Here is a 22,711-nt window from a genome sequence, read left to right as displayed (position 1 = left end):
GGGCATCGATCCGGGTTCGCTCACAGTAAAATGAAATCACCGTCGATTTACAGCACGACATTTTAACCACGGTGCATGCCAGATTTAGGATTGATGGGACAGGCAGCGAATCAAGAGGGCCACCGGAGGTATATGCTAATTCCCAGCAGGGGCTTGATAGACCCCCAGTGCAAAAAGTAAGGGGGCATATAAGGGGGCAGGCCGAATTTGATGTAAGTAAAAACGAATAAAAACAAAGACCTGTATAGCAATCTTGGCGGAGGAGGTGGGATTCGAACCCACGGTAGACTTTCACCTACGTCGGTTTTCAAGACCGGTGCATTCAACCACTCTGCCACTCCTCCGACTGAGCCCTGTTAGCGGCTGGGAAATGATTCGGAAAGCAGCTTTGCTGGCGGGGAAAATCGCCGACAAATCGGGGTTCCGGCTTTCCATGTGCTGGTCCTGCGGGTATCTGTGCCAAGGTGGATATGTGATCAGACCGGATTGATAATCGGTCACCGCGGTCCGGTGCGGTTGAAGGACCGATTTCATCGTCGGTTGGCGTTGGGTTGGAGAGTGGGGAATGACAGGCATTTTGATCACCAAAGGGCGCTGGCTGAAACTGGCCGCAGTCCTATCCGCCGTGACCCTGGTGTCTGCCTGTGAAGAGGCTGTCAGCACCGCCGTCCTTGGCGATCAATCCGGCCCGATGATCACGCGCGGTGAACAAGACGTTGAGAGGCCAGACATATTTGAGGCCACGGATCGCGGCCTTTGGGACGGACGGCCCTCGCTTGGCGGCATCTGGGTGGCCCATCCCGATGTGCGCGACCCAGAGCGTGTGGTGATCCGCAACGTGGCCAACGGGCAATCCACGATTGGCGCTTTGTTCCGGCGCGAACGCGCAAATCCCGGCCCTGCCTTGCAATTGTCATCAGATGCGGCTGAGGCGCTGGGTATCCTCGCTGGCGCCCCGACTGAGTTAAGCGTCGTCGCTTTGCGCCGCGAAGAGGTCGTCGCTCAGGCAGAGCCTGCCGCTGATGCCGATCTCGCGCCGCTCGCCACCCCAGCCGAAATTGCGGCCGCGGAACTTGAGCCCGCTGCTGCGCCCGCGGCCACTCAACCTGTCGCGGTGGCTTTGCCGCCCGCCGCGCCAGCCCCGCCCGATTCTGGTCAACCCCCGGCCACACTGGCGCAGGTCGGTATTTTCGGTGTGCAGGGGAATGCAGATGCTGCTGCCGCAACCTTGCAGTCGGCTGGCTTCACTGCCAGTGTAATCCCGCTGCAATCCGCAGGTCGCCAGACTTGGCGCGTTGTGGCAGGACCAGTGCCGGATCAGGTCGCTTTGGCGCGCTTGCGCGCTCTGGGGTTCCCTGACGCCTATATCTTGCAGAACCCAACGTGAAAGGGCCAGTCATGAAGACAGTCACCCAGGGCCTGACCGCCGGTATCATGATGCTTTGCGCAACCATGGCACAGGCGCAGGCTTTTGAAACAAATGCGCGTGCGGCCTACGTCTATGATCAGACGACCGGCACCGTGTTGCTGGCTAAGGATGCATCGACGCCTTTGCCACCTGCCTCCATGTCCAAGCTGATGACGATCTATATGGCGTTCGAGGCGATCACCGAGGGGCGGCTATCCGTTGATGACGTTTTGCCAGTGTCTGCCCATGCGGCCAGCTTTGGCGGGTCATCAATGTTTCTGGACACCACAGACCGGGTCCGGGTCGAGGATTTGTTGCGCGGTGTGATCGTGCTGTCAGGCAACGACGCAAGCGTCGTTCTGGCCGAGGCTTTGTCGCCCGACGGGACCGAGGCTGGCTTTGGCCGGATGATGACCGAACGCGCGCGTCAATTGGGCATGAACAATTCTGTCTTCGTCAATGCGAGCGGCTGGCCCGCCGCAGGGCACCGGATGGCGACCGAAGATCTGGGTATTCTGTCCAGCCGTCTGATCAGTGACTTTCCAACCTTTTATCCGTTGTTCGCCGAAACCGAATTTGCCTTTGATGGCCGGGTGCCGTCCAATTCACAAAACCGCAACCCGATCCTGCGCATGGGGATCGGTGCCGATGGTCTGAAAACCGGCCATACCGAAGAGGCAGGCTATGGCCTCGCCGGATCAGCGGTGCAGGGCGACCGGCGGGTGATCTTCGTCATCACTGGTCTGGACAGCATGGCCGAACGCGCTGAAGAATCCGAACGGATCGTCAATTGGGCCTTCCGGCAATTTGCCGAACGCGATGTGGCGACCGCAGGCACCCGCGTTGCGACCGCCGATGTCTGGATGGGCGCAGAGCAGAGCGTTGGTCTGACGGTCGCCGAAGATATCAGCCTGCTGGTGCCCATCCTGCATCAGGGTGCCGTCGAAGGGCAGGTCGTGTTTGACGGGCCGGTGCAGGCCCCCGTCACAGCAGGCCAGCCTTTGGGCGAATTGATCATCACGCTTGACGGATTGCCCGAAAAACGCGTGCCTTTGGTGGCCGAAGCCGATGTGCCCGCAGGTGGTTTCAGCGCCCGGATGCGCACGGCGGCCATGGTGCTCTGGGGAAAATACGGGTTTGCGCCCGATGCTGATGCGCCTGCGAATGGCGCATGAGTCAGCCGCGCTTCATCACCTTTGAAGGGATCGACGGATCCGGTAAATCGACGCAGGCACGCCGTCTCGCCGATCATCTGCGCGCGCAGGGCGGCGATGTGATCCTGACCCGCGAACCCGGCGGCAGCCCGGGGGCCGAGGATATCCGCCAGCTTTTGCTGACCGGCGATACCGACCGCTGGTCTGCCGAGACCGAAATCCTGCTGTTCACCGCCGCCCGCCGCGACCATCTGGAAAAGACGATCCTGCCTGCGCTTGCCGCTGGCAAAACCGTGGTCTCTGACCGTTTTGCCGACAGCACCCGCGTTTATCAAGGTGCCACGCGCGGTGATCTGCGGGCCAAGGTTGATACTTTGCATGATCTGATGATCGGACGCGAACCTGATCTGACTTTCATCATCGACATGGACCCCGCCACCGCCCTGCAACGCGGCCTTGCCCGCAAATCTGGCGAAGACCGGTTCGAGGATTTCGGCCTGTCGTTTCAGGAAACCCTGCGGCATGGCTTTCTGGCCTTGGCCCAGGCCGAACCCGCGCGCTGCGTGGTGATCGACGGCAACCGCACCATGGACCAGATCGCCCGCGACGTGGCCGCGCATTTATGAGCGATGATGCCGTCCTTGCCCCCGACCAGATCGCCGGTGCGCCGCATCCGCGCGAAACCGCCACGCTTTACGGCCAGCAAGGTGCAGAACAGGCCTTTCTTGATGCTTTCAGCGCCGGTCGGATGCATTCAGGTTGGTTGATCACCGGGCCGCGCGGTGTGGGCAAGGCAACGCTCGCATGGAAAATCGCGACCTTCCTGCTGGCGGATGAACCGCTCGATATGCTCGGTGATCCGACATTGGCGGTATCCCCCGACCACCCCGATGCCAAGCTGGTGCAATCTGGGGCACATCCGCGCCTTGCGCTGATCCGGCGGCCTTGGGATGACAAGACTGGCAAATTCCGGGCCGAGATTACCGTGGATGCCGTGCGCAGCCTGAAACATTTCTTTCAGATGTCCGCGACGGATGGCGGCAGGCGTGTTGTCATCGTTGATGCGGCAGATGAGATGAACCGCAACGCCGCCAATGCGATCCTGAAAGAACTCGAAGAACCGCCTGCAGGGGCGGTGATCCTGCTTGTTGCACACCAACCCTCGCGGTTGTTGCCGACGATAAGGTCACGCTGCCGCGAATTGCGCTGCCATGCGCTGGGGCCGGATGACCTGTCGCGCGCGCTGGCACAGTCCGGGCACAGCACCGATAATGCCGCCGGGCTTGCCGCCCTTGCCGGTGGATCGGTGGGCGATGCGATAAGGCTTCTGGGCAGCGGCGGCCTGACGCTCTATGCGGATCTGGTACAGCTTTTCGATGGCTTGCCGCAAATCAACAGGCAGGCCGGCCTGCATCTGGCCGATGCCTGCGCCGGGCGCGGGGCCGAGGCGCGTTTTGGCCTGACACTGGACCTGATTGATCTCTTTCTGGCACGTGCTGCGCGGGCAGGGCTGCTCGGCGAGCCCACAACCCAAGGGGCTGCGGGCGAGGCGCGCCTGCTGGCCCGCATCGCCCCAAATCCGCGCGCAGCGCAGGCTTGGGCGCGTTTGCAGCAGGACTTGTCCGAAAGGTCGCGCCATGGCCGCGCGGTGAACCTTGACCCTGCCGCGCTGATCCTTGATATGATCTTCAAGATTGAAGAGACGGCGCAAGGCGTCGCCGCAGCCTGAAAGCCGCGCCATGACCCAAAGCCCGATCACCGACGCCCATTGCCACCTTGATTTCCCCGATTTCGACGGCGAACGCGACGACATTATCGCGCGCGCGCTGGCAGCAGGGGTCACGCGGATGGTGACGATCTGCACCAAGCTGAAAAACGAACCCGCCGTGCGCGCCATCGCCGAAACCTATGCGCCGGTGTTCTACGCTGCGGGCACCCACCCTATGTCTGCGGCGGATGAGCCTTTGGCGACGGTGGATGAGTTGATCGCACTGGCGCAGCATCCCAAATTCGTCGGTATCGGCGAGACGGGCCTTGATTATCATTACACCGCCGAAAGCAAAGCGATTCAGCAAACCAGCCTGCGGGTCCATATCGCTGCGGCGCGTGAGACAAGGCTGCCGCTGATCATCCATGCCCGCGATGCCGATGACGATATGGCGCGGATCCTGGCCGAGGAATACCGCAACGGCGCTTACACGTGCATGATGCATTGCTTCTCCAGCTCTGCCGCTTTGGCGCGCGCCGCACTCGATCTGGATTTCTACCTGTCGATGTCGGGGATCGCGGCCTTTCCCAAAAGCAAAGACCTGCGCGATATTTTCGCAAGCGCCCCGCTGGACCGGATATTGGTGGAAACCGACAGCCCTTATCTGGCCCCGCCACCCCATCGCGGGCGGCGCAATGAGCCGGCCTATACCGCGCATACAGCGGCTGTGGGCGCAGAGGTATTCGGCCTCGACTATGCCGATTTCGCCGCTGCGACCAATGAAAATTTCGACCGGCTTTTCTGGAAAGCGGTGGCATGAGCGACACGATCAGCTTCACGATCCTCGGCTGCGGCTCCTCGGGCGGGGTGCCACGGCTGGGCGGGCATTGGGGCGCCTGCGACCCTGCCAATCCGCGCAACGCAAGGCGGCGTTGTTCCTTGCTGATCACGCGGCAGCGCGGCGATCAGGCGACACGCGTGCTGATCGACACATCACCCGACATGCGCGCGCAATTGCTGGATGCCGGTGTCAGCACGCTGGATGCGGTGGTCTATACCCATGCGCACGCCGATCATGTCCACGGGATCGATGACCTGCGGATGATTGTCTTCAACACGGGCCAAAGGCTGCAGGTCTGGGCCGATGGCGACACGACGGATTCGCTGCTGTCGCGCTTTGGCTATGCTTTTGTGCAGCCGAAAGGATCAGCCTATCCGCCGATCCTTGATCTGAACACAATTGACGGGGATATCACGATTGACGGGGCAGGGGGGGCCATCGCCCTGACCCCGTTCAAAGTGACCCATGGCAATATCGACGCTTTGGGGTTCCGGGTGAATGACGTGGCCTATCTGCCCGATGTCTCTGACATACCCGACGCCGCATGGCCTGCGCTGGAAAACCTGACCTGCTGGATCGTCGATGCCCTGCGGCGCGACCCACATCCGACCCATGCCCATCTTGCCAAAACGCTGGATTGGATCGCCAAGGTACAGCCGAAACAAGCGGTCCTGACCAACATGCATATCGACCTCGACTACGCCACAATCGCCGCCGAGACCCCCGCCCATATCCAGCCCGCCTATGATGGCTTGATCCTGACCTTCCCCATCTTCCGAGCATAAATATCCCCGCCGGAGGCATAAAAGTTTTTCAAGGACACGCCCATGGCCGCCCTGCTCGACGTTATTCTGCCGGTCTTCATCGTGATCGGCTTTGGCTATCTGGCGGTCTGGCGCGGCTTTTTCAGCGATGCGGGCGTCAAAGGTCTGATGAAATTCACCCAGAATTTCGCGCTTCCCTGCCTGTTGTTCCGCGCGATCTCGACACTTGATCTGCAACAAAGCTTTGACCTCGTTCTGCTGGGCAGCTTTTACGCCGGGGCCTTTGGTGGCTTTCTTGCCGGGTTGCTGGGTGCGCGGTATATTTTCAAACGCGATTGGGAAGACAGCGTCGCCATCGGCTTTTGCTGCCTGTTTTCCAATTCGCTGTTGCTGGGCCTGCCCATCACCGAACGCGCCTATGGCGTTTCTGCGCTGGAGGCCAATTACGCCATCATCGCGATCCATACGCCGTTTTGCTATTGCGTCGGCATCACCGCGATGGAGATCGCGCGCAACCGCGGTGCCGCCATGATGACCCTGCCCGGCAAGGTCGTGCGCGCGATGTCCCATAACGCGTTGATCATCGGGATCGCATTGGGGTTTGTCGTCAATGTCGCGGGGCTCGCCATGCCGATCATGGTGACCGATGCGCTGGACCTGATGGTCCGTGCCGCTTTGCCAGCAGCTTTGTTCGGGCTGGGTGGCGTTCTGTATCGCTACCGGCCCGAGGGCGACATGCGCACGATCATGTATGTTGTCGCTGTCTCGCTGCTGCTGCATCCGGCCATCGTCTGGGGGCTGGCGCAGGCGGGCGGACTCAGTGTTGCTGGCACGCGCTCGGCCATTCTGACCGCAGCCATGGCGCCGGGGGTGAATGCCTTTCTCTTCGCCAATATGTATGGGCGGGCCAAAAGGGTGGCCGCATCCTCGGTCTTGATGGCGACGGGATTGTCGATCCTGACGGTCTGGGGCTGGCTGGCGGTATTGCCGTAGCAAGACCGCCGCTGGCGGTGCCTCCGGCGGGAGTATTTTTTCCAACGCGAGAAAACCTTCCCCGCGGGGAAGGTTTTAGCTGGGCGACAGCCCGCGCAGACGTTCCGAGCGGCGGCGCAGCATTTCCACCGTGGCCAACAGCACGACCGAGACAGCGACAAGCACAGTGGCGGCTGCCAGAATGGTCGGGCTGATCTGTTCGCGCAGGCCGGTGAACATTTGCCAGGGCAGGGTTTTCTGCGCAGCGGCACCGACGAAAAGCACCACAACCACCTCATCAAAGGATGTGATAAAGGCAAAGAGCCCGCCTGAAACCACACCGGGCAGGATCAGTGGCATCTGCACTTTGAAAAATGTCTGCGTTGGTGTCGCCCCCATATTGGCAGCAGCGCGCGTCAGAGACCGGTCAAAGCCCACCAGCGTCGCCGTCACCGTGATGATCACGAAAGGAATGCCAAGTGCGGCATGGGCGAGGATCACCTTCACATAGCCGGTGAAAGACCGCGAAAAGCCCAGGTTGTTTTCCATCCACAGACCCAATTGGCTGTAGAAAAAGAACATCCCCGTCGCCGAAATGATCAAAGGCACAATCATCGGCGAAATCATGATCGCCATGATCGCGCGCCGATAGGGCACATGCGATTGCGACAGACCTATGGCAGCAAGGGTGCCGAGGCTGACCGAAATGATCGTCGCGAAAGGCGCGATGATCAGCGAATTTTTCAGCGGTTGGATCCAGTCCTGATTGGTAAAGAAATCGCGGTAGTGGCGCAGGGAATAGCCATCAGGGTCCAACGCCAGCATTTCCGGCGTGAAGGTGAAGAAACTCTGCGCGTTGAACGATAGTGGGATGATGATCAGGATCGGCGCGATCAGAAAGAACAGGATCAGTCCCACGATCACCCGGAAGGTATAATGCCAGATCTTCTGGCCCGTGGTCGCATAGATGGGCAAGCTGGACATGGATTATCCTCCGAGTTTCACGTTGTCGATGCCGACGATCCGGTCATAGGCCCAGTAGAGCGCCATGACGACGACCAGCAGGATGGTGCCCAAGGCAGCAGCCAGCCCCCAATTGAGCGAACTTGAGATATGATAGGCGATCCGGTTCGAGATGAAGATCCCCGAGGTGCCGCCGACAATCTCCGGCGTGATGTAGTAGCCTATCGACAGGATGAACACGAGGATAGACCCCGCCCCGATCCCCGGCACGGATTGCGGGAAATACACCCGCCAGAAGGCGGTCCAATTGGTGGCACCCAAAGATTTCGCCGCGCGCAGATAGCTCGGCGGGATCGTCTTCATCACCGAATACAGCGGCAGGATCATGAAAGGCAGCAGGATATGCGTCATCGCGATCACCGTGCCGGTGGCATTGTTGATCATGGTCAGCCGGTTGTCATCGGCGACAAGACCGATCCAGACCAGCAGATCATTGATGACCCCTTCCTGTTGTAACAAAACTTTCCACGCTGAAGTGCGCACCAGAAGCGAGGTCCAGAACGGCAGCAGCACAAGGATCAGCATCAGATTGGCTTGCCGTGACGGCAGGTTCGCCAGCATCCAGGCCACCGGATAGCCAAGCAGGATACAGGAAATCATGATCGTCAGTGACATGATCAACGTGCGGATAAACAGTTGCACGTAAATCTGCTGGTTTTCTGCCACCATTTCGACGCCGTCAGGGGTTTTCTGCATGTCGATGGAGTTCAGAAAGTAACCGGACGTATAGGCGGGACTGAAGGTCTGGATGATCTGCCAAGTCTCGGTCTCGCCCCAACCATCGTCGCTTTCAATGAAGGCGGCACGGATATCGGGTGCCGTGAAATCATCGACAGCCGCGCTTGCCGCAGCCAGAAGGTTGTCGCTTGCATCGTCGAATGCAAGCGTAAGGTCATTGGTCAGATCTTGATAAAGTGCCAGATAAACCACGTTCCACGGCTGTTCTTCAGTCGGACTGTCATTGTTGCTGTCCTGCGTGACGCGGGCGAAATCGGCATAGATATCGGCAGTCTGTGGCAGAACCTGACCCACTGCGTCAGAGATGACGAAAGGGGGTTCTTCCTCGGCGGTCGCCGCTTCTGCGATCCAGTCGGGATCAGCCATCAGCGCGACCCATGTGGCGGGATCTTCCCACGCCGGGTCCAGCGCCACGAATTGTTCGGTTAATTCTTCGCCCATATCCTCTACATCGCGGCCAGATCGGCGGAATTGGGACGAAATCCCGGATGTTTCATAATTCAAACGCGACCCAAGCCGTGTGTGCCGGCGTTCTTCGACCGCGATCATCATATCCTTGGCAAAAGCGATATAGGTGGCTTCATCAGGCAGTGGGTCTGTGCTGGCGTCCCAATCGGCCAAAGCCTCGGCCGTGCGGGGGATGGTGTCACTGACGATCTGGTTTTCAACGGACCGAAATAGCATCTGCCCGATGGGAACCACAAAGGTGATCATAATGAACACAAGCAGCGGCGCGATCAGCAGCAAGGCCCGCAGTTTCTGGCGGCGCAAGGCGCGGTTCAGACTGGACTTGAGCGTGCGGCCATCGGCGGCCATCATCTGTTCTGCCATGGATCGGGACCTTTGATTGGGTGAGTGAGGCGGGGTGAACCCCGCCCTACCTGCTTTGATGGGCGGCGGCGGGGATAACCCCGCCCTACCTTGTGCGACACCGTAGGGCGGGGTTCTTCCCGCCTTACCGCCTTACCGCCTTACCGCCTTACCGCCTTACCGCCTCACCGCTGTTTACTGCGCGAGCCAGCTTTGGAACCTGGAATCCAGATCATCCCGGTAATCTGCCCACCATTCGTAGTTCTGCACGAATGAGTTGGTCGCGTTCTCCGGGTTCGTTGGCATATGCGGTGCCATCTCGATCCCCAGTTCCGCATGAGTCGATACCAGCGGTGCCGAGGACATCCGTGCCGGACCATAGGAGATGTAAGCCGCCTGATCCGCGAGACGCTGTGTATCCGTCGCGAAGAAGACGAAATCCAGCACACGGTTCAGACGCTCCTCTGGCAGGCCGGCGGGAATGATCCAGCCGTCAAGGTCATAGACCTGCGCATCCCAGAGCATTTCAATCGGCTGGTCCTGTTCGACAATGGCCGAGAAGAAACGCCCGTTATACGACGACCCCATCACAGCCTCGCCATCGGCGATGGACTGGATGCTTTCCGCCGCAGAGGTCCACCAGATCGTGTCACCCTTGATCGTGTCGAGCTTGGCAAAGGCGCGGTCCTGGCCTTCTGTAGTCTCCAGCGTGTCATAGACATCCTCAAACGCCACGCCGTCACAGATCAGCGCCCATTCGAGGTTGTTCAGCGGACGCCGTTCCAGCGTGCGGGTGCCGGGGAAGGTTTCGGTATCAAACAATGCGCAGATATCTTCTGGCACAGCGCCGTTCCATGCGGCCACATCGGTGCGGTAAGCGTTTGTGGTCGAATAGGCGATCTGCGGGATAAAGCAGTCAGAAATGATCATATCGCCGAAATCTTCTGTCGCAGATGTGCCATCAGGTGCAGCTGCGAGCAATTCATCATGGTCGATTTCCATCGCCAGACCTTCATCGCACAGGCGCATGGCGTCGGCAGCGGTCACGTCGACCAGATCCCAGGTCAGGTTGCCAGCCTCGTCCATGGCGCGCATCTTCGCCACAGCCTCGTTCGAGCTTTCGTCCCAGACCGCTGTTACACCGGGGTTTGCTGCGAGATAGGGTTGCAGATAGGCATTGTCCTGGCTGGATTGATAGGCTCCACCCCAGCTGACGATGGTCATATCATTTACCATGTCCTGAGCGAATGCGGTGGTTCCGGCCAGCGTCAAGGCTGTCGTTGCCATCATTGCTTTGGTCAGTTTCATTGTTATCTCCCGTTGTCATGCCCGGTTGATCGTCGCATCAGGAATACCCACCGGGCGGCGATGTCCCTGTTCGTGCCATCACGCATCAAGCGCGCGGCAATCCTCTGGCAACCAGCCAATCTCGATCTGGGTGCCGGGCGTGAGCCGGACCTGATCAGGGGCGTTGCGGGTTTTGATCACGAAATCTTCCATCCCTGCGACCCGCAGACGGGTGCGAAAAATATCGCCCATATAAATGAATTCCAGCACTTCGGCTTTCAGCGTCAAAGCACCGGGTTGCAGGCGGGTCTTGTCAATCTCGACCCGTTCAGGCCGGATCGAGACTTTGGTCCGGTCGCCCACGGCGTTGACGTTCACCGGCATCGCCTCGATCACATCGCCGCTGTCCAGTTTGACGGTGCAGCGATGGTCGCTGATGTCCTGCACAACGCCGGTCAATGTATTGTTTTCACCAATAAATTGCGCAACAAAACTGTTTTGTGGACGCTCATACAGATCATCGGGCGTGGCCAATTGCTGAATGCGCCCGTCCTCAAACACGGCAACGCGGTCAGACATGGTCAGCGCCTCGGTCTGGTCATGGGTGACATAGACGACCGTAATGCCAAGCTGATGCGCAAGATTGGTGATCTCGAACTGCAGCGTTTCGCGCAATTGCTTGTCCAGCGCGCCAAGCGGTTCATCCATCAGCACCAGTTCCGGCTCAAACACCAGCGCACGGGCCAGCGCCACACGTTGCTGTTGGCCACCCGACATCTGCGCCGGACGCCGCCCGCCGAAATCGCCCATCTGGACCATATCCAGCGCGCGTTTGACCTTGGCCTCACGATCAGCCTTGCCCATCTTGCGGACTTCCAAAGGGAAGGACAGGTTTTCCGCGACCGTCATATGCGGGAAAAGCGCGTAATTCTGAAATACCATCCCAATGCCGCGCTTGTGCGGTGGGATATTATTCACCGATTTGCCATCCAGACGGATATCGCCGTGGGTCGCGGTCTCGAACCCGGCCAGCATCATCAGACAGGTGGTCTTGCCCGATCCGGACGGCCCCAGCAGGGTCAGAAATTCCCCCTTGGGGATTGTCAGGTTCAGGTCTTTGACGACGAGGCTTTCCCCGTCATAGCTTTTCTGCACACGTTCGAACGCGACGAACGCGTCGTCGTTTTTGACTGATTGCAAACCAAACCTCCCAGGTTTTGGTAGTTTATATTTTTTTTAAGTAAACCGGGGTCGCCCCCAAGATGCAACGCGAAACATGGTCTTTTTGCAACAAAACCGACATCTTGCGCGTTGTACCCCTTAAAGCGCAAGGATTGTGCGACCTGCGGACTTGTCAGGCAACTTATACTTTCTAAGTGAGTACTTGCGAATGATTATCATTTATGATCTGGATTGCGAATAAGTTGCAACTGGACTCGAAGGGAAAAACCGTGGCGTTGGGCAAGATAATTCTGGGCGTGACCGCAGCCGTGATCGCGACATCTGCACAGGCGCAGGATGACAGGTTCAAGGCAGTGACCACCTTTACCGTGATCGCCGATATGGCCCGCAATGTGGCGGGCGATGCGGCTGTGGTCGAAAGTATCACGCGGCCGGGGGCAGAGATTCACGGCTATCAACCCACCCCGCGCGACATTATCGGCGCGCAGGATGCCGATCTGATATTGTGGAACGGGCTGAATCTGGAAAGCTGGTTTGCACAATTCTTTGAAAATCTCAGCGATGTGCCAAGTGCGATTGTCACCGACGGGATCACGCCGGTCAGCATCACCTCTGGTCAATATGATGGTCAGCCCAATCCCCACGCATGGATGGGGTTGGATAACGCGCTGATCTATGTCGACAATATCCGCGATGCCTTTGTCACGCATGACCCCGAAAATGCGGAAATCTACACCGCCAATGCCGAAAGCTATAAGCAAGAGATCATCGCCACAATTGCGCCTTTGCGTGATGCGGTGCAGGCCGTGCCCGAGGATGAGCGCTGGCTGGTGACCTGTGAAGGCGCCTTTACCTATCTGGCGAATGATTTCGGGATGAAGGAACTCTACCTCTGGCCGATCAATGCGGATAGCCAAGGCACCCCGCAGCAGGTGCGTCAGGTGATCGACACAGTGCGCGAAAATGACATTCCGGTCGTGTTCTGCGAAAGCACCGTCAGCCAGGCGCCTGCAGAACAGGTCGCGCGCGAAACGGGTGCTGCCTATGGCGGGATGCTTTATGTCGATAGCCTGACCGAGCCGGATGGCGAGGTCCCGACCTATCTGGATCTGCTGCGCGTGACGGCGGAAACCATCGTGCGGGGTCTGACCGAATGACCACCGGCATTACAGCGCGCGATGTCACAGTGACCTATCGCAACGGGCATACCGCCCTGCGCGATGCCAGTTTCACCATTCCCACCGGCACGATCACCGGGCTAGTGGGGGTGAACGGCGCGGGCAAATCCACCTTGTTCAAGGCGATCATGGGCTTTGCGCCCGCTTCCAAAGGGGCCATCACCGTGCTGGACATGCCGGTGAAAGAGGCCTTGCGCCAGAATATCGTGGCATACGTCCCACAATCCGAGGAGGTCGATTGGTCTTTCCCCGTGCTGGTCGAAGATGTGGTGATGATGGGCCGCTATGGCCATATGGGCTTTTTCCGCCGCGCAACCAATGCCGACAAAGCCGCAGTGACCGAAGCCTTGGTGCGTGTCGGCATGGTGGATTTCCGCAAGCGCCAGATTGGTGAGCTGTCCGGCGGCCAGCGCAAACGCGTGTTTCTGGCGCGTGCCTTGGCGCAGGATGGCAAGGTCATTCTGCTGGATGAGCCTTTCACCGGCGTCGATGTGCAGACCGAAGAGGCGATCATCACCCTGCTGCGCGGGATGCGCGATGAAGGGCGGGTGATGCTGGTCTCGACGCATAACCTCGGCTCGGTCACCGAATTCTGTGATCATACAATATTGGTGAACCAGACCGTGCTGGCTTATGGCCCGACAGGAGCGACCTTCACCCGCGCCAATCTTGAACGCGCCTTTGGCGGGGTGTTGCGGCATTTCGTGCTCGGTGGAACCGATCTGCATGATGACGACGACAGCCGCCAGATCCGGGTGATCACCGATGACGAGCGGCCTTTCGTGGTTTACGGGAATGATACACCATCATGATCGACACGTTGTTTGCGCCTTTCGCCTATGGCTACATGGTCAATGCGATGTGGGTCAGCGCTTTGGTCGGGGCGATCTGCGCCTTTCTGTCGGCCTATCTGATGCTGAAAGGCTGGTCGCTGATCGGCGATGCCCTGTCCCATTCCATCGTGCCGGGCGTGGCCGGGGCCTATATGCTGGGACTGCCTTTCGCGCTGGGGGCTTTCGTCGCAGGCGGGCTGGCCGCAGGGGCGATGCTGTTTCTCAACCAACGATCCGGCCTGAAGGAAGACACGATCATCGGCATGATCTTCACCGGTTTTTTCGGGCTGGGGCTGTTCATGGTGTCACTCTCGCCCGCCTCGGTCAGCATGCAGACGATCACCTTGGGCAATATTCTGGCGATCTCGGCTTCTGACACACTCCAACTGGCGATCATCGGCTTTGTCACGCTGGCGATCCTGCTCGCGAAATGGAAAGACCTGATGGTGACGTTTTTCGATGAAAACCATGCGCGCAGCATCGGGCTGCGGCCTGATCTGCTCAAGGCGGTGTTTTTCACCTTGCTCGCGGCCTCTTGTGTCGCGGCGATGCAGACGGTGGGCGCGTTTCTGGTGATCGCCATGGTGATCACGCCGGGCGCCACCGGCTATCTGCTGACCGACAGGTTCGAGCGGCTGCTGATCGTCAGCGTCGCCATCGGCACGGCGACCAGCTTTATCGGTGCCTACCTGAGCTTTTTCCTTGATGGCGCGACAGGCGGCATCATCGTGAGCCTGCAAACACTGGTGTTTCTAACCGCCTTTGTCTTCGCACCGAAACACGGCTGGCTGGCCGCGCGGCGTAGGGTGGCACGGGCATGATGGAAACTTTGCTCTTCCCGTTCCAATTCGCCTTCATGAACAAGGCCTTCGTGATCATGGCGCTGCTCGCCGTGCCGACGAGCCTTTTGTCCTGTTATCTGGTGCTCAAAGGCTGGTCGCTGATGGGCGATGCGATCAGCCATGCGGTGCTGCCCGGCATCGTGCTGGCCTATATCGCCGGGATCCCGCTGATCATCGGCGCTTTTCTCGCGGGGATGCTTTGTTCCGTGTCAACCGGGTTTCTGGCGGGCAACAGCCGGATCAAGCAGGATACGGCCATGGGCGTGGTCTTTTCCGGCATGTTCGGTTTTGGCATCGTGCTTTACACCAAGATCAGCACGGCGGTGCATCTGGATCATATCCTATTCGGCAATATGCTGGGGGTGTCTGCGACTGATCTTTGGACGGCAGGGTCCATCGCCGCTTTCGTTACGCTGATCCTGCTGGCCAAACAACGGGATCTGCTGCTGCATGCCTTCGATCCCATTCAGGCGCAGGCGGTCGGGCTACGTGTGGGCTGGTTGCATTATGGTCTGCTGGCGCTGATTTCCATGACGATCGTCGCGACCCTGTCGGCAGTGGGCATCATCCTCGCCATCGGCCTGCTGATCGCACCGGGCGCCATCGCTTTCCTGGTCACCAAAAGGTTCGAGGCGATGCTGATGATCGCAGTCACCGTCTCGCTGGTGTCGGGCTTCGTCGGGGTCTATGCGAGTTTCTTTCTCGACTCTGCCCCTGCGCCAACGGTGATTTTGGTGATGACGATGATCTTTATCGCGGCGTTTCTACGCAAATCCATCCGCGCGCGGGCGGTTGCGTAGAAAAACTTTTAGGCCTCCGGCGGGGATATTTGGGCTCTGACGATGAAATCACCGGGCGATGCTGCGCGCGATCTGTTCGGTCAGCGTCAGGATTGCGGCGGATTGCGCGGCGCTGATTGAGCCGAGGTTCTGATCGGCCATCGGCTGGCGGATATCGAAGGTCCGCGCGGTATTGCGGAAATCGATGCCATCACCGCCGACGAAATATTGCCCCGCGAGTTGGAACGTGCCGTCAGAACCCGCGATCATCTGCGTCACGCGGATATCAATCGCCACATCGGGCAGGCCGATAAAGGGCCAGGGTTCAGCGCCCACATCGGCACCAGTGATCTGCGCCAATGTCGTGGAAATCGCCAAGGTGATCGCGCGTTGCGGGTCATCCGCCCAAAGGATATCGCCATCGGCGGTGATCAGGCCGCCTGCCTCCTGCAGCGGTATTTCCTCGACGGCGGCATAGGTCGGCAAAGACACCGTCCGCACCATGGCAGAACTGACCAAAGGCTGCAGTTGCAGGGTAGAGGCCGCGGGTGTGAAGGCCAAACGGTCGGGTTGCGCAGAACAGCCTGCAACGCCAAGGGCGGCCACGAGTATCAGTTTCTGAAGCATCTTTACCGTCCTGTGATCAGTGAATTGGGATTGCGTTGGATCGCGCGGGCAAGCGCCGAGACTGCATTGGCCGCGGATTGAATTTCGCGCAGTGTGGTCAGCGTTTCGGCGTTGAACCGTGACCTGTCACCATAGCTGGCGATCACTGTCTCGGATTGCGTGACCAACCGTCCGGCCTGCGCGGCCAAGGCGGGCAGGGTGCCGACCGCTTCTTCCAAAGCGCGCGCGGCTTCATTTGCGGAGTTGAGCAGGTCGTTGACGTTATTGATCGCGCCACCTTCGCGGATTTCCACCATGACAGCGCGCAATTCGTCCAAGGCTCCGTTCAAGCTGCCGGGCAGGGCGCGGGTGTCTTCTGACGCAAGCAACTGCTCGACTGCGGCGAGCGTGGTGGTGGCATTGTCGACAAAGGCTTCCAACTCCAACTCATTGGCGCGGGTGGTCAGCGCTTCGATATCGGCGGTGATCTGTGGCAAGTTGCGCGTCGCCTCGTCGATATTGGCCAGTGCGGCGCTTGCCACATTCAGCACGTCATCGAGTGAGGTGACCAGATCCGCCTCATTGGCGCTGGCAATGATCGTGTCGATTCCGGCGATGACTTGCCGCAGATCGGCAGGCACGGCTTGCAGATCTTCCGATCCGACCAGACCGCGCGCCTCATCCAGCAGCGCGATGACCGATCCGGGCACGTTGCGGGTATCCTCGCTGGCAACCAATTGTTCGACAGAATCCATCAGATTGATCGCGCCATCCATCAATTCCTCTACCGGTAGCGCATTGATCCGCGCCAGCACCCCTTCGGCGGTGGCGGCCACGTCAGAGATGTTGGATGCGGTCGCCGGAATAAGCGGGAAATCACCATCGCTGCCGATGATTTCTGCTGCAGGAGCATTCTCGATTTCGACCAATTCGACCTGCAATGACCCTGACAGGATATTGCCAGTGACCATGCGCGCGCGCAGTCCCTGATCGACAAAATCAGACAGCAGCACCAGCGCATCATCGGCGCTTGCATCCGCGCCAAGCCCCAGCCGCGATGGCTGGATATCCAGCACGGCGCGCAGGCGGATCTCAGCCTCGGCACTGTCATCTATGACGATGGCGCTGATATCGCTGACTTCACCGACGCGGATGCCTTGAAACCGGACTTCTGACCCACGTGTCAGGCCGGTCACGGCTTCGTCAAACAGCACGGCGACCTGCAGCATTTCGGCGGCTGGGTCAGTAAAGAGACTGTCGCGCGCGGCCTCTTCCGAAGGAAAGATCGCGAATTCCTCACCATCGGTGATCGGGGCACCGCCAGAGACGACAGTGTCAAATTGCACCCCGCCTTCGATCAAGGACGCCAGCGAATTGACGTTCAGCGCAACACCCCCGGACCCGAGGCTGACGCTGAAACCCGAGACATCCCAGAACCTTGTGCTGCTGGTGATGCGGCGGTCATAAGGTGCTTCGATAAAGGCATTGACGGTGACCCCGGTGCCTTCGCGGTTCAGCTGCGGTTCTTCCAGATAACCGACGCTCAATCCCTTGTGCAGCACCGGCGCACCAGCGGACATAGCGCCCGCATCATCGCTTTGCAGCACGATCATCGTGCCGCGCTGGCTGGCCCGGGTCAGGACCGGCTGTTCCAGCCCGGTGAAATTGGTCTGCGCGACATCAGCCTCAGAGTTCCAGTTGCCTTCGATATAGACGCCGGACAGAACGGTATCGAGACCGCTGATCCCGCGCACCGATACATTGGGCCGCACGACCCAGAATTGCGCATCGGAATCCAGATAGGGTGCGATATCCTGATCGATGCGGGCATTGACCAGAATGGTGCCGAGCCCATCATCGAATGCCACCGATTCGACCAGCCCGACCGGAATATCGCGATAGCGGATCTCGGTCGCGCCTGCGGCGACGCCGGCGGCGTTTTCAAAGGCGATGGTGATCAACACGCCTTGACCGCGATAATTCTGCCAGGCCGCCCCGAGTGAGATGGCCAAGGCGAAGATCGGCACGATCCAGACCAGCGCAAGGCGTTGCATCACGGGGCCCTTGGCGGGGCGGATATTCATTGGCGCAGGGCCAGCGGGGGGAGGGGTCTCAGTCATGTGATGTCCTGTCAACGTCCCAGATCAGCCGCGGATCAAAGGATTGCGCCGCCAACATGGTGAAAATTACTGATAAAGCAAAGCTGACCGCCGCGATACCGGGGTTAATTGTGGCCAGCGTGTCCAGTTGCACAAGTGCCGAAAGGATGGCGACGACAAAAACGTCGATCATCGACCAGCGGCCGATGAATTCCACCATATGATAGGCTTTGTGGCGGCCATGCTGATTGGCCTGCGATGCGTTCTGCACCGAAAGTGCGAGGTAGATGATCACCAGAAACTTGCCCACCGGGATCACCACAGAGGCAAAAAACACAACAAAGGCAATCCCGTAAGCACCGTAATGCATCAGATCGACAACACCGCCGATGATCGTGCTCTCGCTGCGTTCCAGCAGGGTCGCGGTCAGCAGCATCGGATAGATATTTGCCGGAATATAGGCGATCAGCCCGGCAATCAGCCAGGCCCAGACCTTTTGCAGGCTCTGCTGATCACGGCTGATCAACGGGCCTTTGCAGCGCTTGCAGCGCTCTGTGCCTTTGTGATGCACCTGTCCGCAGGTCTGGCAAGCGACCAGACCCGCGTCACGCGCGGTCATCAGATGCGGGCTTGGTCCAGTGCTTCCCAAATCGAATACCTACAAATCAATTGATCCTTGAGGATCGTGATCACCACAACACCGGCAAAGGCCCAGAAGGCCGGCCCGATGGTGACTGTTGCCATGCCAGCCACCTTGATCAGGGCCACGGTCACCCCGACGATAAAGATTTCCGCCATGCTCCATGGCCGCAACCGTTCGGCCAGACCAAAGGCAAAGCGCGCCCCCGGATGCGGCCTGCGATCGGCCACCAGCGGCCCAAGCGCATAGATCAGCGCGGCCAGCCGCATCAACGGCAGCACAACGATGAAAAAAGCCACCGCAACTGCCAAAGGAAAGGCCAGCCCGTCCTTGAACGCCAGGACCGCATCAATCACCGATGTCGCATTCTGCGCGCCACCTGCATTGAGCGACAGAAAGGGGAACGAGATCGCTGCGATCATCAGCACAAAAGCCGTCAGCGCCAGTGCAATGATCCGGGCGACAGCCGTGCCTTGCGTCGACATCAACACCTGGCCGCAGCGCTGGCAGCAAGCACGCGACCCTTCGGGCAGGTTCTGCGCTTGATGCAGCGTGTCGCATTGTGGGCAGGCGACAAGATCATCCAGATGTGGCTGCGCGTCAGTCAAATCTCGCTCCAGTGCGGGGTGCGGCATTGCAATTGCCCCAAAACTTGCGCGATCATGGCGCGTTGATCGGAGTTAGGCCAGTGCCTGCTGAATTTCAACTCAAATATCCGAGAGCCTTGGTCCGACAATATGCAGCAACCTCACATGCCGCCAGTTGATCAAGGCCGGGACGGCTGACGGGCCGGTGTGACGTCATTTCACTTGCACGCGGATGGGGCTTGTCGCAAAGCTGCGGCAAAATCTTCAGGGAAGGCCTTGCCATGAATATGACCCGCCGTGTTCTTGCCGCCTTGATGGCGGCCATGATCGCCCCTGCCGCGAGCGGGCAGGAGGTGACGCTCCGCCTGCATCAATTCCTGCCCGCGCAGGCCAATGTTCCCGCGCATATCCTTGATGTCTGGGCGGATCAGGTCGAGGTTGACAGCAATGGCCGGATCAAGATCGACCGCTATCCGTCCATGCAACTGGGCGGCACGCCGCCGCAATTGATCGATCAGGTGATCGACGGCGTCGCCGATATCATCTGGACCCTGCCGGGGTACACGCCGGGGCGGTTCCCGCAATTGGAAGTGTTTGAACTGCCCTTCATCTCGCCCAATTCAGAAGCGACTTCGCGCGCGTTCTGGGAACTGGCGGAACAGCGGATGATGGACACAGATTTCGCCGCCTTCAAACCCCTCGGCTTGTGGGTCCACGGTCCCGGCGTGATCCATGCCAACCGGCCGGTGGTAGAAATCACCGATCTCGAAGGGCTGAAACTACGCGGCCCGACCCGGGTGATCACCAACCTTCTGACCGACCTTGGGGCCACGGCTGTCGGCATGCCGGTGCCTGCCGTGCCAGAGGCTTTGTCGCGCGGCGTGATCGACGGCGCGGTGATCCCGTGGGAAGTCGTGCCATCGCTGAAGGTGCAGGAACTGGTAAGCCATCATACTGAATTTGACGGTGCCGCACTTTATAACGCGACCTTCATATTCGCAATGAATCATAACGTTTACAACAGCTTACCAGATGATCTGCAGGCTGTGATCGACGCCAATTCCGGCCTTGAATTTTCCGCCTTCGCAGGCCGGACCCAGCAAGGATATGATGCCCCGGCGCGTGATCTGGCCTTGGCCGAAGGCAACAGCATCGTCACCCTGACCCCGGAGCAGACCGAAATCTGGCGTGCCGCGGCACAATCCACCACCGACGCCTGGATCGCGGAGGCTGATGCCGCAGGTATCGACGGCACCGGACTATTTGAAGCGGCGACAGCCTTGATTGCCAAGCACGCAGCCAGCGACTAGAGAGCGGGCAACAACAGCCCGGAGTTGCCCTTGCTGCACCTTGCAATCACCCGTCTGGCCCAAGGAACCGCGCTTTTGGGCGGTGCCGTGCTGATCGCGCTGGTCTGCATCATCTGCGCCAGCATCACCGGGCGCGAGGTCATCGGCCTCGCAGGGACTGGTGCATTGCACAGCTTTCTGCGCCAGATCGGTATCGGCCCCGTCACCGGGGACTATGAATTGGTCGAAGCGGGCATGGCCTTTGCTGTCTTTTCCTTCCTGCCGCTGACGCAGCTGACCCAGTCCCACGCCCGCGTCGATATCTTCACCAGCGGTCTGGGGCCAAGGACGAATGCCGCCTTGGGCGCGTTCTGGTCTGTGGTCATGGCCGCCGTGATCCTGCTGATCACCTGGCGGCTCTATGCCGGGATGCAGGACAAGCTGCGCTATAATGAAACCACATTCCTGATCCAGTTCCCGGTCTGGTGGGCCTATGCCGCCTGCCTTGCCGCCGCCGTGGTCGCTTGCATCACCAGCCTTTACTGCGCGGCCCTGCGCCTGACCGGCAGGCGCATCGGATGAGCGATCTTGCCCTTGGCTTTCTGTCCTTCCCTTTCCTGCTCGCGCTGATCTTTCTGCGCGCGCCCATCGGCCTTGCCATGCTGCTCTGCGGGATCGGCGGGCTGTGGCTGGCGACGGATGGGACCACCGTCTTCATGGCGCGGCTGAAATCGGAAACCTATTCAACCTTTTCCAACTATAGCCTGTCGATCGTGCCGCTGTTTTTGCTGATGGGGCAATTCGCCACCCATTCGGGTATGTCGCAATCCCTGTTCCGCGCGGCGGGGGCCTTTCTGGGCCATCGCAAAGGCGGCATGGCCATGGCCGCCGTCGGGGCCTGCGCAGGCTTCGGCGCGATCTGCGGGTCGTCACTGGCAACGGCAGCCACGATGAGCAAGGTCGCGCTGCCCGAATTGCGCCGGTCTGGCTATGCAGGCGGCTTTGCCACGGCAACGCTGGCAGCGGGGGGGACCTTGGGCATCCTGATCCCGCCATCGGTCATTCTGGTGATCTATGCGATCCTGACCGAACAGAATATCGCCAAGCTTTTCGCCGCCGCGATCATCCCCGGCATCCTCGCCGCCTTGGGTTACATGCTGACCATCGCGATCTATGTCCGGCTTTACCCCGATCAGGCCGGCACGCAGGACAGGTTGCCGATGCGCGACCGTGTCCAAGCCTTGATCCCGGTCTGGCCGGTGCTGATCGTTTTCGGCCTCGTCGTGGGCGGCATCTACAACGGCTGGTTCACCCCGACCGAAGGCGCCGCCGTCGGCGCGGCAGGCACCGGGTTGATTGCATTGCTCTCCGGCAAACTCGGCTGGGCAGCCCTGCGCGACAGCCTGACACAAACGGCGACCGGCACCGGCATGATCTTTTTCATCGTGCTGGGGGCTGCCTTCTACAACGGCTTTCTGGCGCTGACGCAAGTGCCGCAGGAGCTTTCCGCATGGGTCGCGGGGCAGGGGTTCAGCCCGATGATGATCATGGTGATGATCCTGGTCTTCTATCTGGTGCTGGGCTGCCTGATGGACAGCCTGTCGATGATCCTGCTGACGGTGCCGATCTTCTGGCCTGTCATCTCCGGCCTCGATTTCGGTATGACGCCGGAGCAGCTGGCGATCTGGTTCGGCATTCTGGTGCTGATCGTGGTCGAGGTCGGGCTGATCACGCCACCCGTGGGCATGAACCTGTTCATCATCAACAGCATGGACCGCGAAACAAAGATCACGGCCACCTATAAGGCGGTCCTGTTCTTTGTCGGGTCTGACATCCTGCGGGTGGTGATCCTGCTGATGTTCCCGGTCATCACGCTGGTGCTGATCTAGGCCCGTCCCGCAAAACCTTCCCCGCGGGGAAGGTTTTGCGCCGCCACCGGACCGGGTAAAATACACGTGAATCTTCCCCGCG

21 protein-coding genes, 1 tRNA gene and 1 pseudogene are annotated in these 22,711 nt (G+C 59.8%); 14 read left to right on the top strand and 9 right to left on the bottom strand.

Annotation, left to right across the window (positions count from 1 at the left end):
- Positions 1 to 254: 254 nt before the first annotated feature.
- Positions 255 to 344, bottom strand: a tRNA-Ser gene (locus tag VOY09_RS12405).
- Between the two features lie 221 nt (positions 345 to 565).
- Here VOY09_RS12405 and VOY09_RS12400 point away from each other — a divergent pair.
- The 7 genes from VOY09_RS12400 to VOY09_RS12370 are packed head-to-tail and all read left to right on the top strand — an operon-like array spanning position 566 to position 6,868.
- Positions 566 to 1,387, top strand: coding sequence for an SPOR domain-containing protein (locus tag VOY09_RS12400; RefSeq protein ID WP_322894286.1), 822 nt, complete (start codon positions 566 to 568; stop codon positions 1,385 to 1,387).
- An 11-nt stretch (positions 1,388 to 1,398) separates the two neighbouring features.
- The gene (locus VOY09_RS12395) at positions 1,399 to 2,583 is read left to right on the top strand and encodes a D-alanyl-D-alanine carboxypeptidase family protein (RefSeq protein ID WP_322894287.1); all 1,185 of its coding nucleotides are present in this window, start codon (positions 1,399 to 1,401) and stop codon (positions 2,581 to 2,583) included.
- Positions 2,580 to 3,188, top strand: a complete 609-nt coding sequence (gene tmk / locus VOY09_RS12390) for a dTMP kinase (RefSeq protein WP_322894288.1) — start codon at positions 2,580 to 2,582, stop codon at positions 3,186 to 3,188. Before VOY09_RS12395 ends, tmk begins: the two co-directional genes overlap by 4 nt.
- The gene (locus tag VOY09_RS12385; protein WP_322894289.1) at positions 3,185 to 4,291 is read left to right on the top strand and encodes a DNA polymerase III subunit delta'; all 1,107 of its coding nucleotides are present in this window, start codon (positions 3,185 to 3,187) and stop codon (positions 4,289 to 4,291) included. Before tmk ends, VOY09_RS12385 begins: the two co-directional genes overlap by 4 nt.
- Before the next feature lie 10 nt (positions 4,292 to 4,301).
- Positions 4,302 to 5,090: a TatD family hydrolase gene (locus tag VOY09_RS12380; RefSeq protein ID WP_322894290.1), complete on the top strand. Its 789-nt coding sequence runs from the start codon at positions 4,302 to 4,304 to the stop codon at positions 5,088 to 5,090.
- On the top strand, positions 5,087 to 5,896 hold the full coding sequence (locus VOY09_RS12375; RefSeq protein WP_322894291.1) for an MBL fold metallo-hydrolase: 810 nt from the start codon (positions 5,087 to 5,089) through the stop codon (positions 5,894 to 5,896). The genes VOY09_RS12380 and VOY09_RS12375 overlap by 4 nt, the downstream gene beginning before the upstream one ends.
- A 42-nt stretch (positions 5,897 to 5,938) precedes the next feature.
- Positions 5,939 to 6,868 (top strand): AEC family transporter, encoded by a 930-nt coding sequence (locus VOY09_RS12370; protein WP_322894292.1) that lies wholly within the window; start codon positions 5,939 to 5,941, stop codon positions 6,866 to 6,868.
- Positions 6,869 to 6,943: 75 nt separating this feature from the next.
- On the opposite strand, the pseudogene VOY09_RS12365 reads toward VOY09_RS12370, so the two are convergent.
- From VOY09_RS12365 to VOY09_RS12350, 4 genes and pseudogenes are all read right to left on the bottom strand, one after another.
- A pseudogene (locus VOY09_RS12365) lies at positions 6,944 to 7,822 on the bottom strand (ABC transporter permease); the annotation flags it as partial.
- A 12-nt stretch (positions 7,823 to 7,834) separates the two neighbouring features.
- Positions 7,835 to 9,439 (bottom strand): ABC transporter permease, encoded by a 1,605-nt coding sequence (locus VOY09_RS12360; RefSeq protein ID WP_322894294.1) that lies wholly within the window; start codon positions 9,437 to 9,439, stop codon positions 7,835 to 7,837.
- Between the two features lie 174 nt (positions 9,440 to 9,613).
- Positions 9,614 to 10,726 carry an extracellular solute-binding protein gene (locus tag VOY09_RS12355; protein WP_322894295.1) on the bottom strand — a complete coding sequence of 371 codons (1,113 nt, stop codon included), beginning with the start codon at positions 10,724 to 10,726 and terminating at the stop codon, positions 9,614 to 9,616.
- Between the two features lie 78 nt (positions 10,727 to 10,804).
- Complete coding sequence (locus VOY09_RS12350) at positions 10,805 to 11,905, bottom strand: ABC transporter ATP-binding protein (protein ID WP_322894296.1); 1,101 nt, start codon at positions 11,903 to 11,905, stop codon at positions 10,805 to 10,807.
- 251 nt (positions 11,906 to 12,156) lie between these two features.
- Here VOY09_RS12350 and VOY09_RS12345 point away from each other — a divergent pair, with 251 nt between their 5' ends.
- From VOY09_RS12345 to VOY09_RS12330, 4 genes are read left to right on the top strand one after another with little or no spacing between them, the layout of a single operon-like run.
- Positions 12,157 to 13,044 (top strand): metal ABC transporter substrate-binding protein, encoded by an 888-nt coding sequence (locus VOY09_RS12345; RefSeq protein WP_323811281.1) that lies wholly within the window; start codon positions 12,157 to 12,159, stop codon positions 13,042 to 13,044.
- Positions 13,041 to 13,877, top strand: a complete 837-nt coding sequence (locus VOY09_RS12340; RefSeq protein ID WP_322894298.1) for a manganese/iron ABC transporter ATP-binding protein — start codon at positions 13,041 to 13,043, stop codon at positions 13,875 to 13,877. The genes VOY09_RS12345 and VOY09_RS12340 overlap by 4 nt, the downstream gene beginning before the upstream one ends.
- On the top strand, positions 13,874 to 14,719 hold the full coding sequence (locus VOY09_RS12335; protein ID WP_322894299.1) for a metal ABC transporter permease: 846 nt from the start codon (positions 13,874 to 13,876) through the stop codon (positions 14,717 to 14,719). Before VOY09_RS12340 ends, VOY09_RS12335 begins: the two co-directional genes overlap by 4 nt.
- The gene (locus VOY09_RS12330) at positions 14,719 to 15,540 is read left to right on the top strand and encodes a metal ABC transporter permease (RefSeq protein WP_322894352.1); all 822 of its coding nucleotides are present in this window, start codon (positions 14,719 to 14,721) and stop codon (positions 15,538 to 15,540) included. Before VOY09_RS12335 ends, VOY09_RS12330 begins: the two co-directional genes overlap by 1 nt.
- A 48-nt stretch (positions 15,541 to 15,588) precedes the next feature.
- Here VOY09_RS12330 and VOY09_RS12325 read toward each other — a convergent pair whose 3' ends face one another.
- Genes VOY09_RS12325 through VOY09_RS12310 form a run of 4 tightly spaced genes read right to left on the bottom strand, consistent with a single transcriptional unit; the run spans position 15,589 to position 19,472 of the window.
- Positions 15,589 to 16,146 carry a PqiC family protein gene (locus VOY09_RS12325; RefSeq protein WP_322894300.1) on the bottom strand — a complete coding sequence of 186 codons (558 nt, stop codon included), beginning with the start codon at positions 16,144 to 16,146 and terminating at the stop codon, positions 15,589 to 15,591.
- Between the two features lie 2 nt (positions 16,147 to 16,148).
- Positions 16,149 to 18,245 carry an MlaD family protein gene (locus tag VOY09_RS12320; RefSeq protein WP_322894301.1) on the bottom strand — a complete coding sequence of 699 codons (2,097 nt, stop codon included), beginning with the start codon at positions 18,243 to 18,245 and terminating at the stop codon, positions 16,149 to 16,151.
- Positions 18,238 to 18,843, bottom strand: a complete 606-nt coding sequence (locus tag VOY09_RS12315; protein WP_322894302.1) for a paraquat-inducible protein A — start codon at positions 18,841 to 18,843, stop codon at positions 18,238 to 18,240. Before VOY09_RS12315 ends, VOY09_RS12320 begins: the two co-directional genes overlap by 8 nt.
- The gene (locus VOY09_RS12310; protein ID WP_322894303.1) at positions 18,843 to 19,472 is read right to left on the bottom strand and encodes a paraquat-inducible protein A; all 630 of its coding nucleotides are present in this window, start codon (positions 19,470 to 19,472) and stop codon (positions 18,843 to 18,845) included. Before VOY09_RS12310 ends, VOY09_RS12315 begins: the two co-directional genes overlap by 1 nt.
- Positions 19,473 to 19,732: 260 nt before the next feature.
- On the opposite strand from VOY09_RS12310, the gene VOY09_RS12305 reads away from it, so the two are divergent.
- The 3 genes from VOY09_RS12305 to VOY09_RS12295 are packed head-to-tail and all read left to right on the top strand — an operon-like array spanning position 19,733 to position 22,629.
- A complete protein-coding gene (locus VOY09_RS12305) occupies positions 19,733 to 20,761 on the top strand; it encodes a TRAP transporter substrate-binding protein (RefSeq protein ID WP_322894304.1) in 1,029 nt (342 codons plus the stop codon).
- Positions 20,762 to 20,791: 30 nt separating this feature from the next.
- On the top strand, positions 20,792 to 21,322 hold the full coding sequence (locus VOY09_RS12300) for a TRAP transporter small permease (RefSeq protein WP_322894305.1): 531 nt from the start codon (positions 20,792 to 20,794) through the stop codon (positions 21,320 to 21,322).
- Positions 21,319 to 22,629, top strand: coding sequence for a TRAP transporter large permease (locus VOY09_RS12295; protein WP_322894306.1), 1,311 nt, complete (start codon positions 21,319 to 21,321; stop codon positions 22,627 to 22,629). Before VOY09_RS12300 ends, VOY09_RS12295 begins: the two co-directional genes overlap by 4 nt.
- Positions 22,630 to 22,711: the final 82 nt, after the last annotated feature.

Origin of the sequence: Yoonia sp. 67-2 (assembly GCF_035117555.1) — a bacterium.
GTDB lineage: Bacteria > Pseudomonadota > Alphaproteobacteria > Rhodobacterales > Rhodobacteraceae > Yoonia.
This window is presented reverse-complemented; position numbering and strand designations above follow the sequence as displayed.